The sequence below is a fragment of the Halioglobus sp. HI00S01 genome (genome assembly GCF_001635445.1).
Classification (GTDB): domain Bacteria; phylum Pseudomonadota; class Gammaproteobacteria; order Pseudomonadales; family Halieaceae; genus Halioglobus; species Halioglobus japonicus.
Window position 1 is genome coordinate 260,436 of the sequence record NZ_LWEE01000215.1, and the last position, 25,842, is coordinate 286,277.

General features: G+C 58.2%; 24 protein-coding genes. 15 read left to right on the plus strand and 9 right to left on the minus strand.

Annotated features, from left to right (window positions below; genetic code table 11):
• Positions 1 to 20 precede the first annotated feature (20 nt).
• The 9 genes from A3709_RS17155 (at position 21) to A3709_RS17195 (ending at position 9,763) form a co-directional block, all read left to right on the plus strand.
• On the plus strand, positions 21 to 905 hold the full coding sequence (locus A3709_RS17155) for a YbaY family lipoprotein (RefSeq protein ID WP_066057377.1): 885 nt from the start codon (positions 21 to 23) through the stop codon (positions 903 to 905).
• 9 nt (positions 906 to 914) lie between these two features.
• Complete coding sequence (gene gltS / locus A3709_RS17160) at positions 915 to 2,108, plus strand: sodium/glutamate symporter (RefSeq protein ID WP_066057381.1); 1,194 nt, start codon at positions 915 to 917, stop codon at positions 2,106 to 2,108.
• A gap of 71 nt (positions 2,109 to 2,179) precedes the next feature.
• Positions 2,180 to 2,479, plus strand: coding sequence for a hypothetical protein (locus A3709_RS17165; protein WP_066057384.1), 300 nt, complete (start codon positions 2,180 to 2,182; stop codon positions 2,477 to 2,479).
• 35 nt (positions 2,480 to 2,514) lie between these two features.
• A complete protein-coding gene (locus A3709_RS17170; RefSeq protein WP_066057386.1) occupies positions 2,515 to 4,674 on the plus strand; it encodes a TonB-dependent receptor in 2,160 nt (719 codons plus the stop codon).
• 70 nt (positions 4,675 to 4,744) lie between these two features.
• A complete protein-coding gene (locus tag A3709_RS17175) occupies positions 4,745 to 6,499 on the plus strand; it encodes a DEAD/DEAH box helicase (RefSeq protein ID WP_066057388.1) in 1,755 nt (584 codons plus the stop codon).
• Positions 6,500 to 6,554: 55 nt separating this feature from the next.
• Positions 6,555 to 7,118: a UbiX family flavin prenyltransferase gene (locus A3709_RS17180; RefSeq protein WP_066057390.1), complete on the plus strand. Its 564-nt coding sequence runs from the start codon at positions 6,555 to 6,557 to the stop codon at positions 7,116 to 7,118.
• Positions 7,119 to 7,126: 8 nt separating this feature from the next.
• The gene (locus A3709_RS17185) at positions 7,127 to 8,290 is read left to right on the plus strand and encodes an MFS transporter (RefSeq protein WP_066057393.1); all 1,164 of its coding nucleotides are present in this window, start codon (positions 7,127 to 7,129) and stop codon (positions 8,288 to 8,290) included.
• A 79-nt stretch (positions 8,291 to 8,369) separates the two neighbouring features.
• Positions 8,370 to 8,795: an HIT family protein gene (locus tag A3709_RS17190; RefSeq protein WP_066057395.1), complete on the plus strand. Its 426-nt coding sequence runs from the start codon at positions 8,370 to 8,372 to the stop codon at positions 8,793 to 8,795.
• Complete coding sequence (locus A3709_RS17195; RefSeq protein ID WP_066057398.1) at positions 8,792 to 9,763, plus strand: D-glycerate dehydrogenase; 972 nt, start codon at positions 8,792 to 8,794, stop codon at positions 9,761 to 9,763. The genes A3709_RS17190 and A3709_RS17195 overlap by 4 nt, the downstream gene beginning before the upstream one ends.
• Here A3709_RS17195 and A3709_RS17200 read toward each other — a convergent pair.
• Both A3709_RS17200 and A3709_RS17205 read right to left on the minus strand, forming a co-directional pair.
• Positions 9,760 to 10,341 carry a DUF4136 domain-containing protein gene (locus A3709_RS17200; RefSeq protein WP_066057399.1) on the minus strand — a complete coding sequence of 194 codons (582 nt, stop codon included), beginning with the start codon at positions 10,339 to 10,341 and terminating at the stop codon, positions 9,760 to 9,762. The two genes, A3709_RS17195 and A3709_RS17200, sit on opposite strands and share 4 nt — an antisense overlap.
• Positions 10,342 to 10,425: 84 nt before the next feature.
• On the minus strand, positions 10,426 to 11,085 hold the full coding sequence (locus tag A3709_RS17205; RefSeq protein ID WP_066057402.1) for a DUF3313 family protein: 660 nt from the start codon (positions 11,083 to 11,085) through the stop codon (positions 10,426 to 10,428).
• Positions 11,086 to 11,236: 151 nt separating this feature from the next.
• Here A3709_RS17205 and A3709_RS17210 point away from each other — a divergent pair, with 151 nt between their 5' ends.
• Positions 11,237 to 12,232: a LysR family transcriptional regulator gene (locus tag A3709_RS17210; RefSeq protein ID WP_066057405.1), complete on the plus strand. Its 996-nt coding sequence runs from the start codon at positions 11,237 to 11,239 to the stop codon at positions 12,230 to 12,232.
• On the opposite strand, the gene A3709_RS17215 is transcribed toward A3709_RS17210, so the two are convergent.
• The 5 genes from A3709_RS17215 to gor all read right to left on the minus strand — a co-directional run bounded on the left by A3709_RS17215 (position 12,229) and on the right by gor (position 18,414).
• Entirely contained in the window at positions 12,229 to 12,420 is a 192-nt protein-coding gene (locus tag A3709_RS17215; protein ID WP_066057409.1) for a hypothetical protein, read from the minus strand. The two genes, A3709_RS17210 and A3709_RS17215, sit on opposite strands and share 4 nt — an antisense overlap.
• An 11-nt stretch (positions 12,421 to 12,431) precedes the next feature.
• Entirely contained in the window at positions 12,432 to 13,295 is an 864-nt protein-coding gene (locus tag A3709_RS17220; protein WP_066057411.1) for a DUF4340 domain-containing protein, read from the minus strand.
• Positions 13,292 to 16,126 (minus strand): Gldg family protein, encoded by a 2,835-nt coding sequence (locus A3709_RS17225; protein ID WP_066057414.1) that lies wholly within the window; start codon positions 16,124 to 16,126, stop codon positions 13,292 to 13,294. Before A3709_RS17225 ends, A3709_RS17220 begins: the two co-directional genes overlap by 4 nt.
• The gene (locus A3709_RS17230) at positions 16,101 to 17,033 is read right to left on the minus strand and encodes an ABC transporter ATP-binding protein (protein WP_066057417.1); all 933 of its coding nucleotides are present in this window, start codon (positions 17,031 to 17,033) and stop codon (positions 16,101 to 16,103) included. Before A3709_RS17230 ends, A3709_RS17225 begins: the two co-directional genes overlap by 26 nt.
• A gap of 22 nt (positions 17,034 to 17,055) precedes the next feature.
• A complete protein-coding gene (gene gor, locus A3709_RS17235; RefSeq protein ID WP_066057419.1) occupies positions 17,056 to 18,414 on the minus strand; it encodes a glutathione-disulfide reductase in 1,359 nt (452 codons plus the stop codon).
• Positions 18,415 to 18,584: 170 nt separating this feature from the next.
• Between gor and A3709_RS17240 the strand changes: the two genes are divergently transcribed.
• Positions 18,585 to 19,631 (plus strand): YdiY family protein, encoded by a 1,047-nt coding sequence (locus tag A3709_RS17240; protein ID WP_066057422.1) that lies wholly within the window; start codon positions 18,585 to 18,587, stop codon positions 19,629 to 19,631.
• Between the two features lies 1 nt (position 19,632).
• Here A3709_RS17240 and A3709_RS17245 read toward each other — a convergent pair whose 3' ends face one another.
• Together A3709_RS17245 and A3709_RS17250 are read right to left on the minus strand one after the other, a co-directional pair.
• Positions 19,633 to 20,679, minus strand: coding sequence for a 3-deoxy-7-phosphoheptulonate synthase (locus A3709_RS17245; RefSeq protein WP_066057424.1), 1,047 nt, complete (start codon positions 20,677 to 20,679; stop codon positions 19,633 to 19,635).
• A 128-nt stretch (positions 20,680 to 20,807) separates the two neighbouring features.
• On the minus strand, positions 20,808 to 21,206 hold the full coding sequence (locus A3709_RS17250) for a zf-TFIIB domain-containing protein (RefSeq protein WP_229801752.1): 399 nt from the start codon (positions 21,204 to 21,206) through the stop codon (positions 20,808 to 20,810).
• 222 nt (positions 21,207 to 21,428) lie between these two features.
• Here A3709_RS17250 and A3709_RS17255 point away from each other — a divergent pair, with 222 nt between their 5' ends.
• The 4 genes from A3709_RS17255 to A3709_RS17270 all read left to right on the plus strand — a co-directional run bounded on the left by A3709_RS17255 (position 21,429) and on the right by A3709_RS17270 (position 25,580).
• Entirely contained in the window at positions 21,429 to 22,058 is a 630-nt protein-coding gene (locus tag A3709_RS17255; protein ID WP_066057426.1) for a c-type cytochrome, read from the plus strand.
• Between the two features lie 12 nt (positions 22,059 to 22,070).
• Positions 22,071 to 23,261 carry a cytochrome-c peroxidase gene (locus A3709_RS17260; RefSeq protein ID WP_082850175.1) on the plus strand — a complete coding sequence of 397 codons (1,191 nt, stop codon included), beginning with the start codon at positions 22,071 to 22,073 and terminating at the stop codon, positions 23,259 to 23,261.
• Complete coding sequence (locus tag A3709_RS17265) at positions 23,254 to 24,777, plus strand: parallel beta-helix domain-containing protein (protein ID WP_066057429.1); 1,524 nt, start codon at positions 23,254 to 23,256, stop codon at positions 24,775 to 24,777. The genes A3709_RS17260 and A3709_RS17265 overlap by 8 nt, the downstream gene beginning before the upstream one ends.
• A gap of 194 nt (positions 24,778 to 24,971) precedes the next feature.
• Complete coding sequence (locus A3709_RS17270) at positions 24,972 to 25,580, plus strand: hypothetical protein (RefSeq protein WP_066057432.1); 609 nt, start codon at positions 24,972 to 24,974, stop codon at positions 25,578 to 25,580.
• The last annotated feature ends 262 nt before the right edge of the window (positions 25,581 to 25,842 follow it).

Here is a 25,842-nt window from a genome sequence, read left to right on the forward strand (position 1 = left end):
TCCCAGACAGGAGTCCTAGCATGTTGAACAAGCACGTCGCCGTTGCCGGCAAACCCCTTGCTGCCCTTGTGGCAGCCCTGGCCCTTGGTCTCACCGCCTGCGGTGGGGACGAGCAGGCCGCGGCGCCTGCTGCGCCTGCGGTTGTGGAGTCCGAACCGGTACAGGAGGTTGCGCAAGTGGCTACGATCGAAGGTGAGGTTTTTTACCGGGAGCGGATCATGTTGCCCCCCGGCAGCGAGGTCGAGGTACAGCTGGAAGATATTTCCCGTGCTGACGCCATGGCTACAGTGATGGCCAGCGTGCTTCTGAAGCCCCAGGGTGGGCCGCCGTACCCCTTCAGTATCGAATACAAGCCCAGTGAGATCGATGAACGGATGCGCTATGCACTGCGTGTTCGCATCACCGATCCCAATGGACAGTTGCGCTTTACCAATACAGAATATATCGATCCCTTTAGCGGCAACCCTGTAAAAGTGATGGTGCAGAGCGTCGCCAGGGCTGAGCCCCAGGCATCGTCAGCCACCGGCGGCGCAGCAGCCTCGGACCAGGACGTGGAAGATGGCACCATCGTGTGGTACCTGGAAACTCTGGGTGGGGAGTCAGCCCCCGCGGGAGCCGGTGGCAAACGGGTGGACCTGCACATGAACCAGGGCAAGAGCACCGCGGCCGGTTTTGCCGGCTGCAATCGCTATACCGGTGGATTCAGCTCCGATGGGCGCTCGACCCATGGCACTCCTCTGTCGTTTGGCAATATGGCCACCACCATGATGGCCTGCCCTGACGGCGGTCAGTTGGAGCAGAGTTATTTGCAGACGCTGGGCAAGGTCGATGCCTACCGCATGGACGGCGACAAGCTCGCATTGCTGTGCGGGGGTGACATCGTCGCAACATTCAGCCAGCAGTAGGCTTATCCCATGGAGCTCGATCCCCGGCAGACGTTAATCGTCGCCATTCTGGTCCTGTATCTGGGGCGCTACCTCAATGGGCGCGTGCACCTGCTGCGCAACTACAATATTCCCGAGCCAGTCACTGGCGGCTTACTGGCATCGTTGCTGTTTGGCCTTCTCTACGCCCTTGCTGATACCGAAGTCACGTTTGATATGGCTAATCGGGACATGCTGTTGATTGTGTTTTTCACGACCATTGGCCTGTCTTCCCGAATTGATGTGCTCAAACAGGGTGGTAAGTCGCTGCTCATCCTGCTGGTATTGGCCGGTGGCTACCTGATGATGCAGAACCTGGTGGGTGTTGGCATTGCCACAGCCACCGGCGGTCCGCCTGTGCTGGGTGTGCTCACCGGGTCGGTCAGCCTTAGCGGTGGTCATGGCACCGCGATTGCCTGGGCGCCTACCTTCGCCAGTGAGTACGGTATTCCCTATGCGATGGAGATTGGCCTGGCCTGTGCCACCTTTGGTTTGATCTTCGGGGGGATTATCGGCGGCCCCATCGCTCGTTTCCTGGTCTGGCATTACAAACTGGCGCCGGAAACAGATGTCGATCTCACTGTCGGTTTCCGCTACAAGGAACACGAAATTATCGACGTCGATGGCATTCTCAAAGTGCTGTTGGTGATTGCCATTGCCATTGGCGTGGGCATTCATCTGAATGATTGGCTGGGACAGCTCGGACTGAAACTGCCGGAGTTTGTCACTTGCCTGTTTGCCGGCATTATTCTCACTAACAGCCTGCCGCGTTTCTTGCCCAAGTATCAATGGCCCACGGGTACCCGCTCCCTGGCGCTGGTGTCCGATGTCAGCCTGGGCCTGTTCCTGGCCATGTCGCTGATGAGCCTGCAGCTTTGGGCGCTGGCGGATCTTGCTGGCTCAATGATGATGCTCCTGGTGGCGCAGGTGGTCTTGATTACCCTGTTCTCGGTATTCGTGGTATTTCGGTTGCTCGGTGCCAACTATGACGCTGCGGTGATGTGTTCCGGCTACTCCGGCCTGGCGCTGGGTGCCACACCGACCGCCATTGCCAATATGACCGCCGTAACCAAGTCTCTGGGCCCGGCTCCGCGGGCATTCATTGTGGTGCCACTGGTGGGCGCATTCTTCATTGATCTGTGCAATGCCATGGTGATCAACCTGCTGCTGAGCTGGTTTGGCTAGCCCTGCTGCCGGTAGTCATGGGCACCGCAGCGTATATATAATCCGCACCCCACGACCTATCAAGGCATTACATGACGCGCTCTGACCAGCTCGGCAAGAACATCACCGCCCGGGCGCTCGCCCTGGTGGCGCTGCTGTTCGTGGCTGCGCTGCAGGTTGAAGAGGCCGGTCATGATTTTTGGCACAGTGCGGATGACAGTGTTGTCCATTGCCTGATCCAACAGTCCGGCAATGATGTCGCCCCCCCGGCGTTTGCATCGCTGGTGCTGCCTGAACTGGGCGCACATGCGCGAGAGGCAGGGCCCGTGCTCGCGGCCCGGGCTGGTGCGGTTGTCCCCTTTTTGTCTAGAGGTCCTCCCTTTATCTCCTGAATTAGAACACTAGATTTTTACCCCAGGAGATAGACATGAAACGACTGATTCCCCTCGCTGTGGCTGTGGCCGCGGCGAACGCCGCGTTAGCGCAAGATGATCCCGCCATGGAGCATGTGCTGGTCTCGGTACCCCTGCACAAACAGGAGGCCGAAACTGCGCTGCCCGTTACCGTACTCAGTGGAGAAGAACTGCGTCGGGCTGCCGCCAGCACTATCGGTGAGACCCTTGAGAACAAGCCTGGCATTGCCAATGCTTCCTTCGGCCCGGGTGTTGGTCAGCCGGTTATCCGTGGCCACCAGGGCGCTCGCGTCACCGTGCTGCAAAACGGTACCAGCAGCGCTGACGCTTCCAACATCAGCGCGGATCACGCCGTATCGGTAGAGCCCATGCTGGCGGACAGTATCGAGGTACTGCGTGGACCTTCAACCCTGCTGTATGGCGGTGGTGCTATTGGTGGTGTGGTCAATGTCCTGGACAATCGTATTCCCACCACCCTGCAGGATGAGGCCAGCGGTGGTCTGGAATATCGACACGACACCGCATCGGACCTCGACAATGTGGTGGGCCGCTTCGACGGCAGTGCCGGCAACTTCGCTTTTCATGCCGACATGCTTTACCGGGACTGGAGCGATCTTGAGATTCCCGGCTACGCCATGCACGAGGAAGATCACGACGAGCATGACGAAGACCACGACGAGCATGACGAGCACGACGAAGAGCACGAGGAACATGAAGGCGAAGAACAGCGCAAAGGTGTGCTGGAAAACACCGCAGGGCGCACCAAGAGTTTGACCCTGGGCAGTGCCTTCCACTTCGACAGCGGCTTTATCGGCCTGGCGGTCAACCGCCTGGAGAATGAATACGGGATTCCCGCAGGTGGTCATGGCCATCACGATGAGGAAGAGCACGAAGAACACGAGGAACATGAAGGCGACGAGCACGACGAGCACGACGAGCACGAAGGCGAAGAGCATGACGAGCACGGCCACGGTGACGGCATTACCCTGGACGTTGAACAAACGCGTTATGACGTTGCTCTGCACCTGCACGAGCTGCCCGGCACGGACGTGGTCCGCGGCTTCCTGACCTATACCGATTACGAGCACTCGGAAATTGAAGGTAACGGCGAGGTGGGCACCACTTACTCCAATGAAACCTGGGAAGGCCGGCTCGAGGCAGTACACCAGCCCATGGGCAACTTCCACGGTGTGCTGGGTCTGCAGGCGCTCAGTGGTGAATTCAGTGCTCTGGGCGAGGAAGCCTTCATTCCGGTGACTGATAACAGCGAGATTGGCGTATTCCTGGTCGAGGACTACCACGCCGGCGACTGGCTGTTTGAGATCGGCGCGCGTTTCGATCGCGATGAGCGCGATCCTGATACCTTTGCGGCCAGCAAGGAGACCTTTAGTTCCTTTAGCGCCTCCGGTTCCGCACTGTGGACCATCGACGAGGCCTGGCAGTTAGGTGCGGCGTTGTCCATGGCAGAGCGAGCACCGACCACCGAAGAGCTGTACTCCAACGTGGAGGCCGAAGACGAGCACGATCTGGTGGTGCATGCAGCGACGGGCGCCATTGAGATTGGCGATGCCAACCTGGACACGGAAACCTCCAACAATATCGACCTCAGCGTTGATTGGATGGGTGAGGATCACTCCGTTACCGTCACCGCCTACTACAACGATTTCGAGGATTACATCGGCCTGCTCGCCACGGGCGAGGAAGTGGACGAGACCCCGGTCTATGTTTACAACCAGCAGGATGCCGAGTTCTATGGCCTGGAAGTAGAGACCCAGTGGACGCTGATGAGTGCCGCCGGTGGTGATCTGCGCCTTGACCTCTATGGCGATATCACCCGCGCTGAGCTGGATAACGGCGACGATGTGCCGCGCCTGCCTCCGGTTCGGGTCGGTAGCCGCCTGATGTGGTCTGCCGAGAACTGGGAGCTGTGGGCCAGCGTTATCGACGCGGCTGATCAGGATAATCCCGGCGCCAATGAAGAGGAAACCGAGGGCTATACCCGTTGGGACCTCGGCGGTGAGTATCGCTTCATCGTAGGCGGCAACGAGATGGTCACGTTTGTGAGCTTCAAGAACATCTCCGATGAAGAGATTCGCCTGAGCACCTCCTTCTTGCGCGAGGTGGCCCCGGAGGCCGGCCGCTCGATCGAGGCGGGCATCCGCTATAGCTTCTAGCGCTTAAGTCTGTATAATCGCCGCCCCTCCCTATTCGGGGGCGGCCGATTCTGCCGCCCAAGGAAACGACATGTCTACGCAAGCGGCGGTAACCAGCTTTTCAGAGCTGGCCCTTCCCGAATTCCTGCAAAAAGCTCTGGCCGACGTTGGCTACGAGACGCCTTCCGCTATTCAGGCGGCGACTATTCCCGCGCTGCTGGAAGGACGCGACGTGCTGGGTCAGGCCCAGACAGGCACGGGTAAAACGGCTGCGTTTGCGCTGCCTGCGCTTGCTACGCTGGGGCCGATGGGTAAGTCGCCCCAGGTGCTGGTGTTAACGCCCACCCGTGAACTGGCTATCCAGGTCGCCGAGGCTTTCCAGAAGTACGCTACGTATATGGACGATTTCCATGTGCTGCCCATTTATGGCGGTACTGACTATCGCGGCCAGTTGCGCCAGCTCAAGCGCGGTGTACAGGTGGTGGTGGGGACACCGGGCCGTGTCATGGATCACATGCGCCGCGGTTCCCTGGATTTGTCCGGCCTGAAAACTCTGGTGCTGGATGAAGCTGACGAGATGCTGCGCATGGGTTTCATTGACGACGTAGAATGGATTCTTGAGCAGACCCCCGAGGAGCGTCAGGTGGCGCTGTTCTCCGCGACTATGCCCGAGGCCATTCATCGCATTGCCACCGCACACCTGAACGACCCGGTTGAAGTCGCCATTGAAGTGCAGACGGTCACCAACCAGTCAATCCGCCAGCGCGTGTGGATGATGGCCGGCGTCCACAAGCTCGATGCGCTCACCCGGATTCTTGAGGTGGAGGATTTCGACGCGGTGATTATCTTCGTGCGGACGCGTCTAGCTACCACCGAGCTCGCCGAGAAGCTGGCTGCCCGCGGGTACGCCTCGGCGGCCCTCAATGGTGACATTCCGCAGAAGCAGCGTGAGACGACGATTGAGAAATTGAAGAGCGGCAAGTTCGACATTCTTGTGGCAACCGATGTCGCGGCTCGAGGGCTGGATGTGGAGCGCATCAGCCACGTGGTCAACTACGACATTCCCTACGATGTAGAAGCCTACGTGCACCGCATTGGTCGCACCGGGCGTGCCGGTCGGAAAGGTGACGCCATCCTGTTTGCGGCTAACCGCGAGCGACGCCTGTTACGTGCGATTGAGAAGTCCACTGGGCAGACCATTGAAAAGATGGAGCTGCCCTCTGCCGAAGAGGTCACCGACAAGCGTATCGGCAAGTTCAAACAGCGTATTTCAGAATCGCTCGATACCGCCGAACTCGATGTGTTCCGCAAGTTGGTACAGGACTACCAGACCGAGTACGGTGTGCCGGTACTGGAAGTCGCTGCGGCCCTGGCGGCCATGGTGCAGGGCAAAAAGCCCCTGGTGGCCAAGCCCCCTGCGGAAAAAAAGCAGGACAAAGACAAACAGAAAGCCAAGCGCGCGGCCAAGACTTCCCGGGACGACGGCTACGATCCTCGCGAGGCCAAGGAGAAGGGCCAAGTCGCGTCGCCTGAAAAAGGTATGGAGCGCTTCCGGATTGAAGTGGGCCACACGCACAAGGTCAAGCCGGGCAACATTGTCGGCGCTATTGCCAATGAGGCGGAGATTGATGCGGAGTATATTGGCCGCATTGAAATCTATGACGACCACAGTACCGTCGACCTGCCGGAAGGGATGCCCAAGGAATTGTTTAAACACCTCAAAACAGTCTGGGTGAGTGGTCAGCGCCTGCAGATTTCCCGTATCACAGAAGGTGAGGGCAAGCCGCGCAAGAAACAGGGCAATAAGCCCAAGCATCGGCGCAAGGGCAAGCCACCCGGTAAGTGAAATCAGGGGCCCATGCTGGTAGAGTCTCTCGTCGGGCCAGAGGACCTTCTTGAATATGAGCAAGCGGATTATTGTCGGCATCAGCGGCGCATCGGGTATTGTCTACGGTGTGCGCGCGTTGCAGCTGCTGCGTGAGATGGGTGTGGAGTCGCATCTGGTCATGAGCAAGTCCGCTGAACTCACCCTGCACTATGAAATGGATATGAGCCTCGCTGAGCTCAAGGGCCTCGCCACCGAAGTCCATGCCATTAAAAATGTTGGCGCCACCATTGCCAGTGGTTCGTTTGTGACCAGCGGCATGCTGGTGGCGCCCTGCTCGATTCGCACCATGTCTGAGATCGCCACCGGCGTGACCTCGACATTGCTCACCCGGGCCGCCGATGTTGTTCTCAAAGAGCGGCGCCGCCTGGTGCTGATGGTGCGTGAAACACCGCTCCACACCGGCCACCTGCGCACCATGACTCAGCTGTCTGAAATGGGCGCGGTCATTGCGCCACCGGTGCCCGCCTTTTACACCCGCCCGCAGTCTCTGGATGATATGGTGACTCAGGGGGTAGGGCGAGCTCTCGAGCTGTTTGACTTGACGGTTGAGCAGGTTCAGCGCTGGCAGGGCGAGTAACCCGCACGATGCCCATACTGTTTGGTGTTGTCCTGCTGGACCTGATTGGCTTTGGCATCGTCATCCCCATTCTTCCGTTCCTCTCGCCGCAACTGGGCGCCGACGAAATCGATATCGCCCTGATTATCGTGACCTATGCTGCCTGCGCGGGTATTTCCGGCCCCTTCTGGGGGCGTTTGTCTGATCGATACGGGCGCAAACCCATTATCATGCTCTGCCTGGCGGGCGGTGCGCTGGGGTATGTGGCACTGGGTCTCGCCGATGAGCTGTGGATGGTGTTCCTGGCGCGCGGGTTTGCCGGTCTGGTTGCGGGGAATTTCGGCGTGGCATCGGCTATGATGGCGGACATTACCGGCCCGGAAAATCGCGCCAAGGGTATGGGACTGATTGGGGCGGCCTTCGGCCTTGGCATGGTGCTGGGGCCGTTGCTCGGTGGCTTGCTGGCAGGCGACGATGGCAGTTTCACGCTGCCTTGCATTTTTGCCGGAGTGATGTCCTTGCTGGCGATTGTGGCGGCGGCCATATTCTTGCCCGAGTCGCTGACGCCGGAGCGTCGCGCGGCGAATCGCGCGCAGCAGAAGAGCCCAGAACGGGAATCGACGCTGGAGGTGCTTAAGGCCAGCAATGCGCGCACCTTTATTTTCCTTTATGCCGTACACAATGCCTGTGTCAGCTCGGCCACCTATGTGTTCCCACTCTGGGTTGCCCATGAACTGGCCTGGACCGCGCGCGAGGTCGGTATCGTGTTCGGTATTCAGGGCATGATTATGGTGGTGCTTCAGGGCGGGGCCATGGGCGCAATGGTCCGGGCTATCGGTGAATGGCGGCTGTTGGCGATTACCGTTGCCCTGTTTTTCATCGGTCTGGTGGTCGCGGTATTTGCTGACACCATGCCGATGATGGTGGCGTCGATGTTTATTTCCATGTCCGGGGCGACCATGTGCATGCCCCTGCTGAATACGATATTTACCCAGCGCACGCCTGCCCGGTACCGCGGGCGCCTTATGGGTACCAGCGCATCTTCTTCATCCTGGGGGCGGGTATTTGGTCCGCTTCTCAGCGGTCTGGCGCTGGCCGTTATCGGCTACAGCGGTACCTGGGGCCTTTGGGCAGTCGTGGTAGCGTTCTACTTTGCCTGGGTGTTGTCGGAATACCGCAAATCCCGCTTTTAGAGCCTCTCTGAGTTAAATTGACATTGCCAATTCCCGGTAACACTGACTAGAGTTGTAATGAGTGTTAAGGAAACGTGCGATGACAGCTTTTCAAATCCATCCGCAATTGCAGCAAGACTGTTATGAACTCGGGCGCCTCGATGCCTGCTCGGTCTTGTTAAACCGCAATGCCAGTGTGCCCTGGTTTATTCTTGTGCCCGACACCGAGCTGGCGGATGTACTCGATCTTCCCCAGGAACATCGCGAGGCGGTGCTCGCCGATTGCGCGTTGATCTCCCGCTTTCTGAAGCAGGTGTTGGGATACGACAAGGTCAACTTTGCAGGCCTGGGCAATGTTGTGCCGCAAATGCATTTACACGTCATTGCACGGTCTGCAGACGATACCTGCTGGCCCATGCCGGTGTGGGGTCACCTGGAAGCTACCGAGGCATATGAGCAGGCACAGGTGCGCGAGTGGCAGGGTACCCTCGCTACAATGGGGAATATGCAGGTGAGTGAGCTATGACAAAACGCGTTTTGGTCACCCACCAGTTGCCGGGTGAGCGCTTCCATGATTTATGTGCCCATTGTGACGTGAACGTGTGGATGGGACCGGGCCTGCTCAGCGCTGAGGCATTACGCGAGGAGTTGGCCGGTTGTCATGGCTTACTGTGCCTGCTTACGGACCGCATTACGGCGGAACTGTTGGCGCAAATGCCAGATCTCGAGTTTGTGTCGAGCATGTCGGTAGGTGTTGACCACGTCGATACGGCGGCGCTATCGGCTCGCAATATCCCTCTCGGACACACCCCCGGTGTGTTGGTTGATACCACCGCCGATACGGCGTTTGCCCTGATGATGGCGGCTTCCCGTCGCGTGGTGGAGGCTGACCATTTCGTGCGCCAGGGCAACTGGACGCCGGAAAATGCCTGGGCGCCGGATTTCTTTACTGGCAAGGATGTCAGTGGTGCCACTCTGGGCATTGTTGGTATGGGGGCGATTGGTCAGGCGATGGCCAGGCGGGCGCAGGGCTTTGGTATGCGTGTACTGGGCTGGAATCGCAGTCCGCGAGACGTCGCCGGGATCGACTCAGTCGACCTCGACAAACTGCTGGCCGAGAGTGATTTCGTCAGCATTCATGTTGCCCTGGCGGACGAAACCAGAATGCTGATCAATGCCGATAAGATCGCGCTGATGAAGCCCGGCTCGGTGCTGGTGAATTCGGCACGCGGCGGCATTGTCGACGAGGACGCACTGGCGCAGGCTTTATTGTCCGGCCATTTATATGCGGCGGGTATTGATGTCTTCGAGCGCGAGCCCGTGCCGACAGACAACCCATTACTGACGTTACCCAATGTGGTGGTAGCGCCGCATATTGGCAGTGCGACAGTGAACACCCGAGCGAGAATGGCGGACCTGGCGGTGGAGAACGCGCTTGCTGCTCTGGCCGGCGAGCGCATGCCTCACTGTTTCAATCCGCAGATCTACGGTTAGTTGGCTTTGGGGAGCGTGCGCAAACCCTGATCAACGGCCTTGTTCACGTTTTTTGCAACCTTGTCCGGGTCACGAGTATTCATATCGTCAACAATCTTGGTAATCACCACCCGCCACACTTCTTCGTGGCTCTGCGCATCGTTTAGCTGAATCGCAATGTTGTTGGTGGTGTGTACGCCGGCCAGGGCATTGGCGTTATCAACCATGGCCTGATTGATCAGTCGATTGGGGCGCGCTGAGGGGATGGGGTCGATGCCGCCGCTGGCATCCTGGCTGCTGACGCCTTCGCGCAGGCCCATGGCTTGCAGGTAGTCGACGGTAAACTGGGCGGAATCGGCGGAGAGTCGGTAGCCCTTGTCGGCCAGGTTGCGGTCAACCGCCGCCCGGACCAGTGGGTCCATGACGTAGAGCATGTCGTCGGAGCCGGCTTCATTGGCCAGCGGCTCGCTGCGCCACTTGTAGTAAACATAGTTGCCAGAGGCGAAGTCGCCACTGTCGACAGGGCGGGTTTCAATTTCGCTGCAGGCGCTTAAAAACAGGGCTATTGCGAGCGACGCCAGGGCGGAGATGCGGCGCATGGTGTTCCTCTTCATCAGATGGTGTAGAGTGGCCCATGGTAGCAGTAGGAAGGCGGGCCAGCCAGCAGACTGGCCCGACCGGGCTTAATTGCCGGTGATTCGAGTGACCAGGCGATTGGCCCAGCTGTTGTAGAGATTGCGCACGTCGGCAGACGCGGTGACAGTATTGGAGCGTGCCCACATCTGTGAACCTACCCGGCGCTTGTCGCGCACGACCGCCAGCAACTCACCGCTGGCATCGTCGTACAAGCGGAGCTCAATGGATGCACTGCCTGAGTCCTCGGTATACACGGTGGAGCGTCCCGGATTGGACTTCTCTGCCGCAAAGTCGGCGCTCGGGGCGATACGGGTCATATCGGCGTCAATGCGCAACACTTTGTCACCACTGCCGTCTGTGGCCAGGCCGGCATCTGCGGCGGCGTTGGTAATGGCGTTATTCCAGGTCTCAGCCAGTTGCTGTTCTACCTCGGGGGTAATCTCCATGTCGCGATTTATGCGGGTCTGGATGCTCTGGCCGGGCTGGACGAGTTCGGCGTCCTGGGATTTCATCGGTGTGGCTTTAATAGACGAATAGCCGCTCAGATTGGCCCCGGGTCTCGCCCAGGCTTCGGAAAAGCCGCTACTGCTCACCTTGTTCAGGCCCTGGAATTCGGAGCTGGGTGTTTCTTCCAGTACCGGGGTGCTGCTGCAGGCAGCCAGGACTACAAGTGCCAACAGGCCGCTGATGTACTTGATTTTGTTCATGTTCAAGCCCTTTTTGTCATATTTCCCACGCGATAGACAACGAGCCTACTAAAGAGTTCCGAAAAGTTCAGTTAGATGCTGAGGGGCAAGTTACTGTTTGCTAGCATCTTCTCCATAACTACAGGTTATTTCCTGACAAGGACCCACCATCATGATATCGCGCAAGCTGATTCGCACAGACCTGAACCTGCTGGTTGCCCTGCAGATTCTGCTCGAGGAGCGCAACGTAACCCGGGCCGCGGAGCGACTGTCGGTCAGCCAGCCGGCGCTCAGTAAGACTTTACAGAAGCTGCGCGACTCCTTTGAAGACGAGTTGTTCACCCGCACGGCGCACGGTCTGGTGCCCACGCCACGGGCCGAGGAACTGGGGGTGGAACTTCCCAAACTGCTGGAGACGGTTGAACGGGTGCTCGGCGATACGGATTTCGACCCCGCCACGTATGCGGGGGGCTTCCGTCTGCAGCTTCCGCCGATTCTCTGCGAGGCGCTGTTGCCCGGGTTGGTCGCAGACCTGCGCGAGCAGGCGCCTGGCGTACAGATAATTACCTCGGAGGTCTCTCCGGACTATCAGGATCAGCTGAAAAAAGGCGAAATCGATTTCGCGGCATTTGTCGCCTACGACACAGACCGCGATATCCACGCCGAGCCTATTGCCACGTTGGTACCACGCCTATACATGAGTACGTCCCACCCGCTGGTGGACAAAGATATCAGCCTGCAGGATTTTCTTGCCTACCCTCACCTGCGGCTATATTTGCCGGGGCTGACCCGGGAAAACGGTTCCATGGTGGATGACGTGCTGGGTCAGTACGGTGTACACCGGCAGATTGCACTGGAGACCACTCAGTTTGCGTCAGCCGTGGGCGTGCTGGCGCGCACCGATAGTTTGCTAGTGGCTAACGCCGGGTTTGAGGAGGGAGGGCTTTATCGTGGGCTGATTACCGGCAGGGAGTTGCCTGCCGAACTGCAGCGTATGATCCGCAACAGTCCTGGTGGCCGGCGGGGCAAAATGTCGCTAATGCGTCACACCCGCACCTCCCGCAGTGCGCCACATCAATGGATGCGCTCGCTGCTGATGAAGCACCTTAGCGGGGCAGAGCACGTAGAGCACATGCAGCAGCTGTCGGCGCTCGAGGACAAGACCTAGCCGTCGTTTTCCAGCGCCTTGAGTTTGTCCTCTGTACCGGCACGCAATGTGTCTTCGACAGATTCTGCTTTTTCCAGTGATTGCTGATAACCGGTCGGAATCATGGTGTCGCTGTCACCGCCTCCGGAGCCGGAGTACAGCACCCAACCGATGGCGCCAAGCGCCAGCAGCATTCCCAGTAGTCGCATGGTGTCTCCTCCTACATTGACAGGGCGATGCCCGTCAGCTGATCAAACGTATAGCGGCTGAGCCTGAACAGCAGTGGGTGGTCGCTGCTGCGAATAAAGTGCTCTTCACCCTCTCGATAGAACGCCAGGGTTGTCGTGCCAGCAAGGCCTTCGATTTCCAGAATCAATTCTGCTTCGTCGAGTGGGCGGGGTTCGGCGACACCTTCGATTTGCAGTTGTTCCAGGTTTTGCAGTAACGCTTCCAGTTCCGCGGCATCCGGCTGTTCACCTGTGCCCAGCCGCCACTCACCACTGCTGCGGTCTACCACGTAGGTATCGGCAGCGATCCGCAGCGGGGCGCGCACTTTAAGAATATCCTCAGCGAGCCAGCGTCCCTGTTCCGTTGGCAGGTCAACCAGGTTCAGGGAAATACTGTAAATGGCGTTGTCGACATCATTGCGGGCGTGCACTTTGCGAAACCCGGGCGAGGTGCCCAGGAATACTGTGTCGATCGGCTCGTCTTGGGCAAGCAGCGTAATCTTGCGCCGGAAGTGATAGTGGGCGACCTGAAAACGCTGTCTTGCGGGCAGGGTGTGGGCCACCGCCCAGCCCGTATTTTCCTCTGCCAGGGGGGCGAGCAGCAGGTCGACCCTGGACTGTTGCGCCGGCAAATGACCCAGTGCGGGGAGTACCCAGCGTTCGCCCCGATGCTCGAGATGAACCTTATTGCCGTGGCCATCTTCTATGTGAATTTCATCGATGTGGAAGTATGCGGCTTTGGTCAGAGGTTGTTGCGCACCTGCGCTGGCGTCCCCTGAAGGCGCGCGATACAGACTGAAGACCAGTACCAGCTGGACCAATAGCACCATCAACAGGGCTGTGCCGACCCGGTTCATAGCCCCAACTCCCGTGTATAGCGCCGTCGCTGTTGGTGCTGGCGGAGTTTGTGCCAGAGCGCAAGCAGCCCCAGCCAGGTGAGGGCTGCCGCGTAATTGAACACCTCAAGACTGAATTGCGCCTGGCGTTCCATGGATGGAAGCGTGCGATTAAAGTGGCCTCGGGAGCGAATATTGAGGAGTAGCTCTTCCTGCAGGGCCCAGTCAACGGTATTGCTGATGAGCTCCAGTGGGCCCAGGTACTGGGTGCCGCTTGCGTGTACCTGGGCCGCCAACACCTGGTCACTGAGAAAATCATTGGACGGGAAAATCACAACCCGGGCGGATTCCGGTGATCGGGCCACTAGGTTTTCCCCGTTGTGGCTGACCGGCGGCGTGGCGAAGAACGAGTCGAAGCGGCCCTGCACCGTAATTCCCAGATCGAAGCTGGCTCGCGCCTGTCCCGCTGGACGTTGCCAGGGTTGCAGTTCACCGCCGCTGTTACTGCGCGGCATGAGATTCGCGCCATCTCCCAGCCAGGCTCTGTCGGAGCTCCATAGCACCTTGCTGACCCGGCGGTTGTCGCGGCGCTCAACGTCCACCGGCGACATCCACGCCATGGTCACCTGGGGCAGACTGCCGGAGATCGCGTGGCGGGCAATGGCGTCGCGGCGCACATCGATAAAGAACGGGTAGTCGATAATTCGCACATCGTTGAATTGATAGTCGCCACTGCCGCGGCGAACGGGCGCGGGAAATTTGCTCTGCTGGCGGTCCATGATCAGCTGGCGCTGAATATGAATACCGTTGTGCGCCAACCATTCTTCAAGGCCGCTGGACCAATCTCGTAATTGCAGGCCGCCGTTGTTGCGCTCCACGGTCAGTCCGGAGGTGGCGATGATGATTGTACCGCCGCGCATCAGGAACTGATCCAGCGCGAAAATAGCCTGTTGGCCCAGCTGCTTTGGCGCTGTCACCACGACAATGTCCGCCTCCGGGGAAATTTCTCCGTCGGTAAGGTCCTCTAGGACGATGCGATGATCCCGGGCGAGGGCGCGTTCAAGGTTGGCAAAGCTGGGGCCGCCGAGTCCGTGTTCTCGCAATTGTGGGTCAATGGCAGGTGTCGCCAGCGCAATCGTGCGGTTGAAGCTGCGCGCGTAGCGTTTCAGGCCTGAGTCCAGCGCCTGGCGAAACTCACCGGGGTTAAACGTGCCCGTTGGCAGCTGCACGACCTGGTGCTCGTCGGCCAGAGTGAGATAAAAATAAAATTCGTGATCGGCTTCCTCGGCGGTGCGCATCGGGGTAAAGCCCCACTGATCGTAGATCTGCCTGGCAACGGTGGCACCCTGGGCCTCTGGGTCAATTAAGCGATAGCTGAACTTGCCATCCGAGGCGTCCTCGGCGCGCTGCAGCTGGGCCTCGATCGAGTTTTTGTAAGCCTGCAGTTGGGGGGGCAGCTGGGCGCTGTCCGAGACATAGCCAATCAGTTCCACTGGGTTATCTATGCCGGTAAACAGATCGCCGCCAGAGCGATAGTTGTACAACACGTCGCGAATGGCGCGCGTAATATCAAACTCGGGATTGCGCAGCAGAACTTCGGCGGCGCCGCTGGTACTGGTGCGAACTTCAATAAGATCGGAGAACGACAGGGTCACGTGCTCCGATCCGTATTGCACAAGCACGTTAAAGTAGGCATTTACCAGCGCCGACTGGTAGCGATCGGCCACCTGGAAGGGGGTGGGCAATATCCCATAGCGCTCGTTGGCTTCGCGCTCCTGTTCCGGGTGCAGGCTGGGGTCGGTGAACTCGACGCGCACGTTGCCGATGCCGGCCGCTTCGTATTCACGAATGAGATCGCGCAGCTGTGGCTCTAGTGGCGCCAACATAGGGTGCGTGCGTCCACTGAAGTAACCGCGTATCAACAGCGGTTCATCCAGTTGTCGCAGCAGTTCCCGCGATGGCTGGGAGATTGAATAGAGCTTGCCTTCGGTTACGTCGAGGCGTGGAATGGGTAGCTTTTCAATCCACATATTGGCCAGAATCAGGTTGGCTATGACCAGCACAATGCCTGCCCGCCAGTGCCGCTGGCGCGGTGTGCTGGCCAGGCGGGCCCAGCCTTCCCGTTCCAGGGTGTATACATTCAGGGCGAGAAAGGCAAAGGTCACACTGATGTAAAAAAACAAGTCGCGGATATCAATGACACCGCGGGTAATACTGCTGAAGCGTGAACCGGTGCCAAAGTGGCGCAGGGTCTCCGCGGTGCTGGTGGAGAAAAAGTCCGTGAACACCCCGCTGCCGGACAGGAACATCAGACCGCACAGGATGACGCTGGCGATCATGCTGACGATGGGGTTGTCGGTGCGCGAGGACACGAACAAGCCGACTGCAATGTAAAGCGCGCCGAGCATAAATGAGGCCAGGTAGCCGGCCAATACCGGGCCCCAGTCCAGATCTGCGATAAGCGCGACCGTGACGGGCAGGGTCACAGTGCTGATCAACGCAAGCAATAACAGGCACAGGCAGGNGCGGAATTTNCCAAACACAAACCGCCACAGGGCACTGGGCTGGATGAGTACATGTTCGAGTGTGCCGGTGCGCCGCTCTTCGCTCCACATGCGCATGGTTAGCGCTGAGCAGAGAAAAATCAGCAGTATCGGCATCCATTGGAACAGCGGTCGAACGTCGGCGATATTGCGGGCGAAGAACGAAGAACCCCAAAAAAACACGAACAGGCAGACCGCGGCAAAACTGCCGAGAAACAGCCAGGCCACCGGAGAGGCGAAAAACAGTCCGATTTCTTTTTGCGCCACCCGGCGCGCAACCGGCCTAGTCTTCACGATCAACCACTTCATTGAATATGTCATCGAGGTGGCGGGATTGCCGGTCGAGCATAAATAGCCGAGCGCCGGCCTGATTGACACAGGCGGCAATATTGCCCGCTGCGGTATCGGGATCGCTGCCCTCGCGCAGGGACAGGCAGTATTCGCCCGCTTCTGCAGTACCCTCGAGTTTTCTCACCGCGGCTATTTGCGGCATACGCGCCAGTTGCGTTTCCAGGTCGGTCACGGTGTTGTCCGTGCGCAGCAGCAGTTCCCCACAGCTGCGCAGCTCACTCATTTGCCGGTCGATGGCGAGCTGGCCATTGCGCAGGATCAGCACTCGATCGCAGACCGCTTCCACCTCCTGCAGGATGTGGGTAGAGATAATAATCGTGGCTCGGCGCGCGAGTTGGGTAATCAGCTGGCGCATTTGCTCAGTCTGGCGCGGATCTAGGCCATTGGTGGGTTCGTCGAGGATGAGTAGCCGTGGTCTGCCGAGTATGGCCTGGGCAACACCCACTCTCTGTTTCATGCCGCGGGACAGCTGGCCGATGACTTCCAGCGCCCTGTCCTGGATATAAGTGGCGTGCAAAGCCTCCTTGACGGCGCGCATACGCTCACTCGGTGCAATGCCTTTAATCGTGGCCACGTAGTCGAGATAGTCCGCCACCATCATGTCCGGGTATACCGGCAAGTTTTCGGGCAGGTAACCCAGTTGGCGCTGCAGTGCATAGGCGTTCTGGCCGAGATCCTGGCCATTGACGCGCACCACGCCTGTGGTGGGTTCCAGATAGCCGCTGAGCATCCGCATGATGGTGGTTTTGCCTGCACCATTGGGGCCTAGCAGGCCGACAACCTCGTTGCTGTCGATGTCGAAAGAGACATTGGACACCGCGGTCGTGCGACCGAACTGGCGGGTGAGGTGCGAGGCTTCAATCATCCCTGGTTGTCACTCGCGTGATTCAGTCTTCCGTCCAGGGGTCGCGCATGGTGACGAACTCCTCGGCGGCAGTAGGGTGAATACCAATCGTATTATCGAACACGGCCTTGGTGGCCCCGGCCTTCATCGCGATCGCAATGCCCTGCATGATTTCACCGGCATCGGGCCCAACCATATGCACGCCCACAACCTTGTCTGACGCCTTGTCGACGATTAACTTCATGAAGCTGCGCTCGTCGCGTCCGCTGATGGTGTGTTTCATGGGTTTGAAGCTGGATTTGTAGAGCTCGATGTCACCAAATTTGGCCTGTGCCTCTTCTTCCGTAAAGCCGACGGTGCCGATATTGGGCTGACAGAAGACGGCAGTGGGAATGAACTCGTATTCGGGCGAGGCTTCCATGGCGGCAAACTCCCGGCGGGCGAATGCCATGCCCTCAGCCAGCGCTACAGGAGTCAGTTCCATGCCACCGGTGACATCGCCCAGAGCAAAAATGCTGGGGCTGCTGGTGCGGAACTGGGCGTCGACGGCGATGGTGCCGTTGTCTATGAGTTGAACGTCGACATTTTCCAGGCCCAGCCCAGTCAGATTGGGTTTGCGGCCGGTGGCATACAGCACGGCGTCTGCCTCCATTGTGCTGCCATCGGAGAGTGTCAGCATGTAGCCGGTCATGCGTTGCTCGATGGCAGTCACATTGGTTTCGAAGCGCAGGTCGACGCCGGTTTTGCGGATTTCCTGTGCGGCGTGGGCCCGGATATCAGCATCGAAACCGCGCAGGAACAGCGGACCGCGGTAAAGTTGGGTCACGTTGGCACCCAGGCCGTTAAAAATGCCGGCAAACTCGGTGGCGATATAGCCGCCGCCCACCACCACCAGGCGCTGTGGGAAGGTCTCAAGGTCAAATACTTCGTTTGAGGTGATGGCGAACTCGCTGCCGGGGAAGTCGGGCACATGTGGCCAGCCGCCGGTGGCTATAAGAATTCGCTCGGTGGAGAATTGTTGCTCGCCTACCGCCACGGTGTGTTCATCCACGATGGTCGCGCGGCCATCGATGAGATCGGCCTCCACCCCGGATAACAGGTTGCGATAGATGGCATTGAGCCGGGAAATCTCGGTTTTCTTGTTGTCGCGCAGTGTCGCCCAGTCAAAACTGGGCACGCCCGCTTCCCAGCCAAAGCCCTGGGCATCGCTGAAGCCTTTACCATACTCCGAGGCATAGACATAAAGTTTCTTGGGCACACAGCCGACATTGACGCAGGTGCCGCCCATGTATCGATCCTCGGCGACCGCCACACGCGCCCCAAAGCCGGCAGCCATACGGGCTGCGCGTACGCCGCCTGAGCCGGCGCCAATGACAAACAGGTCGTAATCGAGGTTGGACACGTGGTTTCTCCTTTGGATAACTGCCGCTAGTCTAGCAGTAGCGCCTCAGCGCCTGAACTATGCGTGTCATAAATACCTTTTATCGTGGTTTTCGGCGCTTCGCTGCTAGATTAGTATTTATATCCCGCTAGGCGGTACATTAGTCCCGCGTTAACCCAACAGGAACAACAATGAAGACGCTATACCTGAAAATAATCCTGCCCCTGCTTATGTTGTGTGTCACCGCTGCACCCCTGCACGCCGAAGAGGCTGCAACTGCTGCGGATGAGATCATGCTGAAAAATGGCTCCCGTATTATTGGCACCGTGGTCGAGGTCCGGGATGGTTCGGCCAAGGTCGAAACTGATTTTGCCGGTACTCTGGCAATTGCTTTGGACCAGATTGTCTCCATGCGCACGACGGAGTCGGTCGTACTGCAAATGACAGACGACACCGTGCTCGAGGATCAAACCCTGACGATTGTCGATAACCAGCTTCAGGTGGTCGACGCCAGTGGCGCCTCCCAATCGCTAGCGCTGGAACAGTTGGCTATTGTGAACCCCCAACCCTGGGAAATGGGCCACGGTTACGACTGGACCGGTCTGGTGAATTTCGCCATGAGAATTGAGAAAGGTAACAGTGATACTGAAGAGCTGGACTATCGTCTCGAATCGGTATGGCGCAGCGATGATGATCGCTACACCTTGAAGTTCTATGGCGAGATCGACGAGGCAAATGACGTCAAAAGCGCTGACAACTGGACGATTATTGGCAAATACGACTACTTCTTCAGTGAGCGCACCTACTGGGGCGTGAACGCCTACGCAGAGGCGGACGAGTTCGCTGATCTAGATCTGCGGTACTACATTGGCCCCTACATTGGCCGCGAGTTCCTGACCGATCCGCTGCTCTCGCTCTCTGCGGAGGTAGGTGCGTCATATGTTAATGAGGATTTTTCGACCGCGCCTGACCAGGACTATCCCGGTGCCAACTGGGGTGTGCATATGGCTAGTAACTACCTAGGAGGTGACTCGCGTCTGTACTTCGATCAGCTCGGTGTCTGGAACCTCGATGAGACCTCCGACATTATCGTCAACACCACCCTTGGCCTGGCCTTCCCGCTGTTATGGGGCTTTGAGGCCGCCGCCGAAATTCTCTGGGAATACGACTCCGGCGCTGTAGAAGGTGTTGAGAAGATGGATGAAACCTATGCCTTCCGCTTAGGTTACACCTGGTAAATCACCCCGCCATTCGCTGTGCTGCTGCGAGCTGTTGTAGCAGCGGCACGGTATCCTTCAGGGCCAGACAGGCATCGGTAATACTCTGGCCATATAACAGCTGATCGCTCATGGGCTGGTTGCCCGCCACCAAATGGCTCTCCAGCATCACCCCACGCAGGGCTGTTTGCCCACCATGAATCTGCTCGCACAGGCTGCTGATGACCTGGGCCTGGCGTCGATGATCCTTTTCGCTGTTGCCGTGGCTGCAATCCACAATCAGTGAGGCCGGTAACTGCGCTTCAGCCAGGGCGCTGGCTGCGGCCTGGACGGCTTGTGGCCCGTAATTGGGGCCGGTTTGCCTGCCGCCGCGCAAAATCAGATAGCTGTGTGGGTTGCCCTTGGACTTGAGGATCGCCGGTGTCCCTTCCTTGGTCAGTGAAGGGAACCAGTGGCTGTGACTGGCACTGCGAATGGCATCAATGGCCACGTCGATATGGCCATTGGTGCCGTTTTTGAAGCCCACGGGCATGGACAGGCCCGATGCCAGTTCCCGGTGAACCTGGCTTTCAACCGTGCGCGCGCCAATGGCGCCAAAGCTCACCAGATCGGCGTAGTACTGGCCAAAGGTGGTGTCGAGAAACTCGCTGGCGGAGGGCAGTCCTATGTGGGCGACATCCAGCAGGACTTTACGAGCCAGGTGAAGACCCTTGTTGATCTGGAAGCTGCCATCAAGGTCAGGGTCGTTAATCAGGCCTTTCCAGCCAATTACTGTGCGCGGCTTCTCGAAGTAAACCCGCAGGACCGGGAACAGGGCGTCTGCCAGGGGTTCACAGGCCGCCTGAAAGCCCCTGGCAAACTCCAACAAGGCATCGGGGTCGTGCACTGAGCAGGGCCCGGCAATGACCAGGATGCGCGGATCCCGGCCTGCAAGTATGGCCTCCACGGCTCTGCGATGCGCCGCCACCGTTTCGGCTGTGGCCGTATCCAGGGGGAGTTCCTCGGCCAGCACCCAGGGGCTGATGAGCGGCCGGGTATGTTCAATACGAATGTTGTCTGTACTACTCATTGGTCATTCCGGGTGTGTACGTGCTTACTATATTTTTTACTTTCAGCGTTAGAAGGCGCCTTGGATTCCCTGTGGGCATAAAAAAAGGGCGACCGGGTCGCCCTTTTTTTCAGTGCTGGCGCCGAGGGCTAGCGGCTGCCTTTCACCAGGCCACGGAACCAGTCAGCCCAGGTCTCGTGCTTGTAATCGGTGAATTCACCGGCGTCCATGAACATGCCGTGCTCGGCACATTCCTCAAACCAGATGTGCGGCTGCTTGGGATCGGAGCGCTTTTCCATTTCCTTGCCACAACGCGGGCAGGCAATGTCTTCGACGGCATCCCACTTCTTACCTTCATCGGGATCGCCCATATCGAGGGCGTCGCCCATCCACTTGCCTTTGAGTGCTTCAGCTTCACCAGTATCGAACCAGATGCCCTGGCAGTGGGTGCAGCGATCAATGACAACGTCACCGCCGTAGGTGATTTCGTTCATGCCGTGGCCACATTTTGGGCATTTCATGCTGTGTTCGTCGGGGTTGTATTCCATTTGTTGTCCCTTAATACGATCGGTTAAGTGCTTCTAAACGATAACAGGGGCTGAGTCTAGCTCAGAGAAGTGCAGTTGTCCCGTCCGGATTGTGCCAGTTTCACTGCAGTTGAGCGGCGGGCGGGGATATTTTCAGCTACGTTTAATTTTCAGACTTATGATACTAGGCCTCAACTGATACAAACGGGGCCGTGCGACTGTGCCCCACCGGGAGAACGCTCCATGATCAGACATACATTATTGTTTCTTGCAGGCGCCGCCCTGGCGGTCGCTCCCGCCTTCGCCGATGGCGATGCTGCGGCAGGCCAGGCCAGTTATGCGACCTGTATTGCCTGTCACGGCGACAACGCCCAGGGCAATAAAGCGCTTAACGCACCGCGCCTGAACCATCTGGAACCGGTGTATATTGCCGCGCAGTTGAATAAGTTTCGTTCCGGTGCCCGCGGTGGCGAAGGCGCAACGGCAACCGCCAAGACCATGGCGCCGATGGCGGCCGTGCTTGCCGATGACGCCGCAGTCGTGAACGTGGCTGCCTATATCGCCGGCCTGGAAAGCCCCGCCTCTGCGGCCACCGTCGAAGGCGATACCAACATGGGTGCCGACTATTACAACCAGTTCTGCGGTGCCTGCCATGGTGCCGGCGCTGTGGGTAACCCCGCGCTCAATTCTCCGCGCCTGGCTGGCGGTGACGATTGGTATCTACAGGCGCAGCTGCTGGCGTTCCGCAGCGGAGAACGCGGTGCCCACCCTGACGACAAAACGGGCAAACAAATGCGTGCCATGGCGATGATTCTGCCGAATGAGCAGGCCGTGCGCGATGTTGTGGCCTATCTGCACAGCCTGGGGCAGTAAGAGGCCCATATCGTGGTAAGGATTCTCGCAATACTGGCCCTTCTCTGGAGCGCTGCAAGTGCGGCGGAGTCATCCGCTGATATCGCCCTGCGTGCCGATTGTCCTCCGGGATTCGAACTGGACGCCGGCCACTGTGAATTGCGCAGCCTCTACCAGATGTACAATTCGCTGCAGGGGGCCGGCATGGGTGGGCCTACTACCGGGCTTCCCGATTGGCGCGATGGCTTTACGCCCCAGCAAACCGACCTCGGCCGCTACCTGTTCTTTGATCCGGTACTGTCGCGCGACGGCAGCGTCAGTTGCGCAACCTGCCACCACCCTGACAAGGGCTTTGCGGACGGGCGCGCAGTGAGTGTAGGCATCGACGGACATACGGTCACGCGCTCAGCGCCTACGCTATGGAATGTCGGTTTCCTCAAGACGCTGTTCTGGGATGCCCGCTCCACGACGCTGGAAGAGCAGGCTACAGGACCGCTGTACTCATCCCATGAAATGGGTAACAACCCACAGCAGCTGCTGGAAACCCTCAATGCGATTGCCTTGTACCGCAAGCTGTTTGCCGAGGCCTTTCCGGGTGACGACGAGATTGCCCTGGATGAGATCTACAGTGCTTTGACCGCGTTCCAGGTAAGTCTGGTCTCCCTGAACAGCCGCTACGATCAATACGCCCACGGCTACCATGAAGCGTTGACGGAACCGGAGATCGAGGGCATGAACATCTTCCGTTCCTTTGTTGCACGCTGTGCCGAATGTCACACGCCGCCACTGTTCACCAATGGCCAGATTGCCGTCATTGGCACGCCAGAGCCCGAGGGCATGGCCTTTGATCCCGGAGCCCAGGTGCCGATGAATGAGCGTACCCAGCGCGGTGGATTCAAGATTCCCACGCTGCGCAATATTGAACTGACCGCGCCGTATATGCATTCAGGTCGATTTGAGACCCTGCGCGAGACCGTGGCGTTCTATACTGGCGGGCGAGGGCACGCGGTCCCGGAAGGCGAAGAGTTGGTTTTGCACTGGCATATCTGGGAGCCCAACCTGACCAACGATGAACTCGACCGCCTGGTTGATTTCATGAAGACACTGACAGACGAAAGTTTCAAACCAAAAACACCTGAACGCCTGCCCTCCGGCCTGGCGCTGGTGCACGATAATCCCCCGCCTGCCCGGGGACATGACGACGGAGAAAAAACCGATGAATAAACTCGTAGCCGCTGTAGGGGCAGTGGTGTTGTTGGCGGGGGGTTATTATCTCGGCAACTCCAACACCCCGGAACCCACGGTCATTAAAGTACCAGAGGCGCCCAAAGCCGCATTTTCATCCGGCGGTGCAGATGAAGTTGCTGCTGCCGGCGCGGCCAATGTCGCCATTCGCAGCCTGGCGACGCCTGCCAGTGGCGAGCTTATCGTTGTAAAAGACGGCGAATCTATTCAGGACGCCGTTAAAGCAGCGAGCCCCGGTGCCACCATTAAAGTGATGCCCGGCACCTACAAGGAAACGGTTTACGTCGATAAAGACAATATCACCCTGTCCGGCGTTATCGAAGACGGTCAGTATCCGGTAATGGACGGCGAGGGCGTGCTCAATGACGCGGTGCTGTACTCTGGTAATGGTTTTACCGTAGAAAACCTGTATATCACCCGCTACAAAGGCAATGGCGTGATGGGGCAGGCGGGTAACAACTTTATTATCCGCAACAACTTCATCATCGATACCGGCGTATACGGTATTTTCCCGCAGCTGGGTAAAAACGGCCTGGTGTCACACAACGTGATCTCTGGTATCGAAGATGCCGCCATTTACGTGGGCATGTCTGACAATATTGATGTGGTTTATAACCAGGTATTTGAGAGCGTGGCTGGCATTGAAATTGAGAACAGCCGTTCAGCGCTGGTTGAAGCCAACTATGTTTACAACAACACTGGCGGTATTCTCGCGTTCATCACGCCTGGATTGCCGATCAAGGATTGCTCGGACGTCATTATCCGCAACAACTTCGTGGTCGGTAACAACCACGAGAACTTCGCCATCCCCGGCTCTCTGGTATCCAATATCCCCGAGGGAACAGGCATGCTGATCATGGCCTGTGACGACGTAGTGGTTGAAAACAATATCATTACTGGCAACGACTCTGTTGGTATCCTGTTCACCGACTTCTCGCTGGCCACCAGTGCGGCATTGGACCCAGATTCTGAGCCCAACCCCAACCGTCCCAAGATCCTCAACAACCTGATGCTCGACAACGGCAAGAACCCCACCAAGCTGGTACAGGCATTCCTGGCGACCAAACTGGAAACAGAAGGTCAGGATATTGTTGATACCGTCGGTATGGACGATGGCTGTATTCTCGAACCGACCCGTTACCGCACCATTGGCCTGGAGAAATACACCGAGTGTGAATTCGACTCCACGTCCAACGTGCTGACCTACATGCTGCCTGAGCCGGTTGCACCTCGCGCCGACGATCCCAATATGGATGAAGGCAAGCTTGTCTACTACGGCATCTGTGCCGGCTGTCATGCCTACAGCTCGCGCATGATTGGTCCGCCCACACAGATTGTGCAGGCGCTGTACATGGATAACCCGGAAGGCATCGCCGCCTTCGCTGCCAACCCGGTGAAGAAGCGCGACGACTATCCTGAAATGCCGCCGCAGTCGCATCTCGATGAAGAGACGCTGCTCAAGGCCGCTGAATTTATGCTCAAGCTTAAGAACTGATTTGTAGTTATGCGATTTGCAAGCCGCCCTTTCAGGGCGGCTTTTTTTTGCCAAAAAAAATTATCTATCTGTCACCTGAGTTGCCCGAGCGAGTTTCTAAAATCGCTGGTCAAAAAATAATCGTTACATTGATCGAAATTCGGCCTACACTAATTGTGCAGTATCTACTAAAACCACACGGAGCATGTGAAGCAATGTTGGAAAAAGAACTGGCTCAGGCCACGAAGATGGCTGAACAAGCCAACAAAAAAGTAGAGCAGCTTCGCAAGAAGCTTGTGTCCGAATCTGAAAAGGCGAATGCGCGCGCCAAGCGAGAACTACAAGCGGCACGGAAGCGTTACACCACAGCAAACGCACGATTGAAAAAAGCCCGGGCGGCGGTCAAGAAGAAAGCCACTCCGGCAAACCAGCAAAAAGTTGATGCACTGATGAAGCAGGTTCAGGACCTCGCTGAATCCGTCGCCAAGATTACTGTGACAGCGTACGAGGCTGCGCAGAATTACACCTCGGTGAAAGCGGACGCCATTCTGGCCGAACGCAAGGCCAAGGCGGCAGACCAGGCAGCTGATGTTGTAGAAAAGGCAGCGTCCAAGGCCAAGAAGAAAAAGCCTGCCAAGAAAAAAGCGGCAGCGAAGAAGAAAGCCCCGGCCAAGAAAAAGGCCGCGGTGAAGAAAAAAGCGCCGGCTAAAAAGAAAGCTGCCGTGAAGAAAAAAGCGGCACCTAAGAAAAAGGCCGCAGCCAAGAAGAAGGCTCCAGCTAAAAAGAAAGCGCCGGCAAAGAAAAAAGCCGCCGCTAAAAGGTAATCACGCAACCGTGACCTGATACTGGCGCCACCGGTATCAGGGCCTAATCTCCCCCGATCGGGCGCTGCTCCGGCGCCCGGCTCTGTTTGTTCAGTCTGCTATTTTGTCCTTTGGTCGCATTTGGCTGACGCGACGCTGGTACTTTGCTTACATTATAATGCAATCGCCTTAATATTTGAGGTGACTGATGTGAAGCGACACATTGCCACTAGGCTAACTGCTGCAGCGCTTGCCGCCGCGGTGTTAGCGGCTTGTAGCCCCG

Bases quoted from the DNA above. Each gene is read 5' to 3' on its own strand.
- A3709_RS17155 (WP_066057377.1), top strand. From the start codon at position 21: ATGTTGAACAAGCACGTCGCCGTTGCCGGCAAACCCCTTGCTGCCCTT.
- gltS (WP_066057381.1), top strand. From the start codon at position 915: ATGGAGCTCGATCCCCGGCAGACGTTAATCGTCGCCATTCTGGTCCTG.
- A3709_RS17165 (WP_066057384.1), top strand. From the start codon at position 2,180: ATGACGCGCTCTGACCAGCTCGGCAAGAACATCACCGCCCGGGCGCTC.
- A3709_RS17170 (WP_066057386.1), top strand. From the start codon at position 2,515: ATGAAACGACTGATTCCCCTCGCTGTGGCTGTGGCCGCGGCGAACGCC.
- A3709_RS17175 (WP_066057388.1), top strand. From the start codon at position 4,745: ATGTCTACGCAAGCGGCGGTAACCAGCTTTTCAGAGCTGGCCCTTCCC.
- A3709_RS17180 (WP_066057390.1), top strand. From the start codon at position 6,555: ATGAGCAAGCGGATTATTGTCGGCATCAGCGGCGCATCGGGTATTGTC.
- A3709_RS17185 (WP_066057393.1), top strand. From the start codon at position 7,127: ATGCCCATACTGTTTGGTGTTGTCCTGCTGGACCTGATTGGCTTTGGC.
- A3709_RS17190 (WP_066057395.1), top strand. From the start codon at position 8,370: ATGACAGCTTTTCAAATCCATCCGCAATTGCAGCAAGACTGTTATGAA.
- A3709_RS17195 (WP_066057398.1), top strand. From the start codon at position 8,792: ATGACAAAACGCGTTTTGGTCACCCACCAGTTGCCGGGTGAGCGCTTC.
- A3709_RS17200 (WP_066057399.1), bottom strand. From the start codon at position 10,341: ATGCGCCGCATCTCCGCCCTGGCGTCGCTCGCAATAGCCCTGTTTTTA.
- A3709_RS17205 (WP_066057402.1), bottom strand. From the start codon at position 11,085: ATGAACAAAATCAAGTACATCAGCGGCCTGTTGGCACTTGTAGTCCTG.
- A3709_RS17210 (WP_066057405.1), top strand. From the start codon at position 11,237: ATGATATCGCGCAAGCTGATTCGCACAGACCTGAACCTGCTGGTTGCC.
- A3709_RS17215 (WP_066057409.1), bottom strand. From the start codon at position 12,420: ATGCGACTACTGGGAATGCTGCTGGCGCTTGGCGCCATCGGTTGGGTG.
- A3709_RS17220 (WP_066057411.1), bottom strand. From the start codon at position 13,295: ATGAACCGGGTCGGCACAGCCCTGTTGATGGTGCTATTGGTCCAGCTG.
- A3709_RS17230 (WP_066057417.1), bottom strand. From the start codon at position 17,033: ATGATTGAAGCCTCGCACCTCACCCGCCAGTTCGGTCGCACGACCGCG.
- A3709_RS17240 (WP_066057422.1), top strand. From the start codon at position 18,585: ATGAAGACGCTATACCTGAAAATAATCCTGCCCCTGCTTATGTTGTGT.
- A3709_RS17245 (WP_066057424.1), bottom strand. From the start codon at position 20,679: ATGAGTAGTACAGACAACATTCGTATTGAACATACCCGGCCGCTCATC.
- A3709_RS17250 (WP_229801752.1), bottom strand. From the start codon at position 21,206: ATGGAATACAACCCCGACGAACACAGCATGAAATGCCCAAAATGTGGC.
- A3709_RS17255 (WP_066057426.1), top strand. From the start codon at position 21,429: ATGATCAGACATACATTATTGTTTCTTGCAGGCGCCGCCCTGGCGGTC.
- A3709_RS17265 (WP_066057429.1), top strand. From the start codon at position 23,254: ATGAATAAACTCGTAGCCGCTGTAGGGGCAGTGGTGTTGTTGGCGGGG.
- A3709_RS17270 (WP_066057432.1), top strand. From the start codon at position 24,972: ATGTTGGAAAAAGAACTGGCTCAGGCCACGAAGATGGCTGAACAAGCC.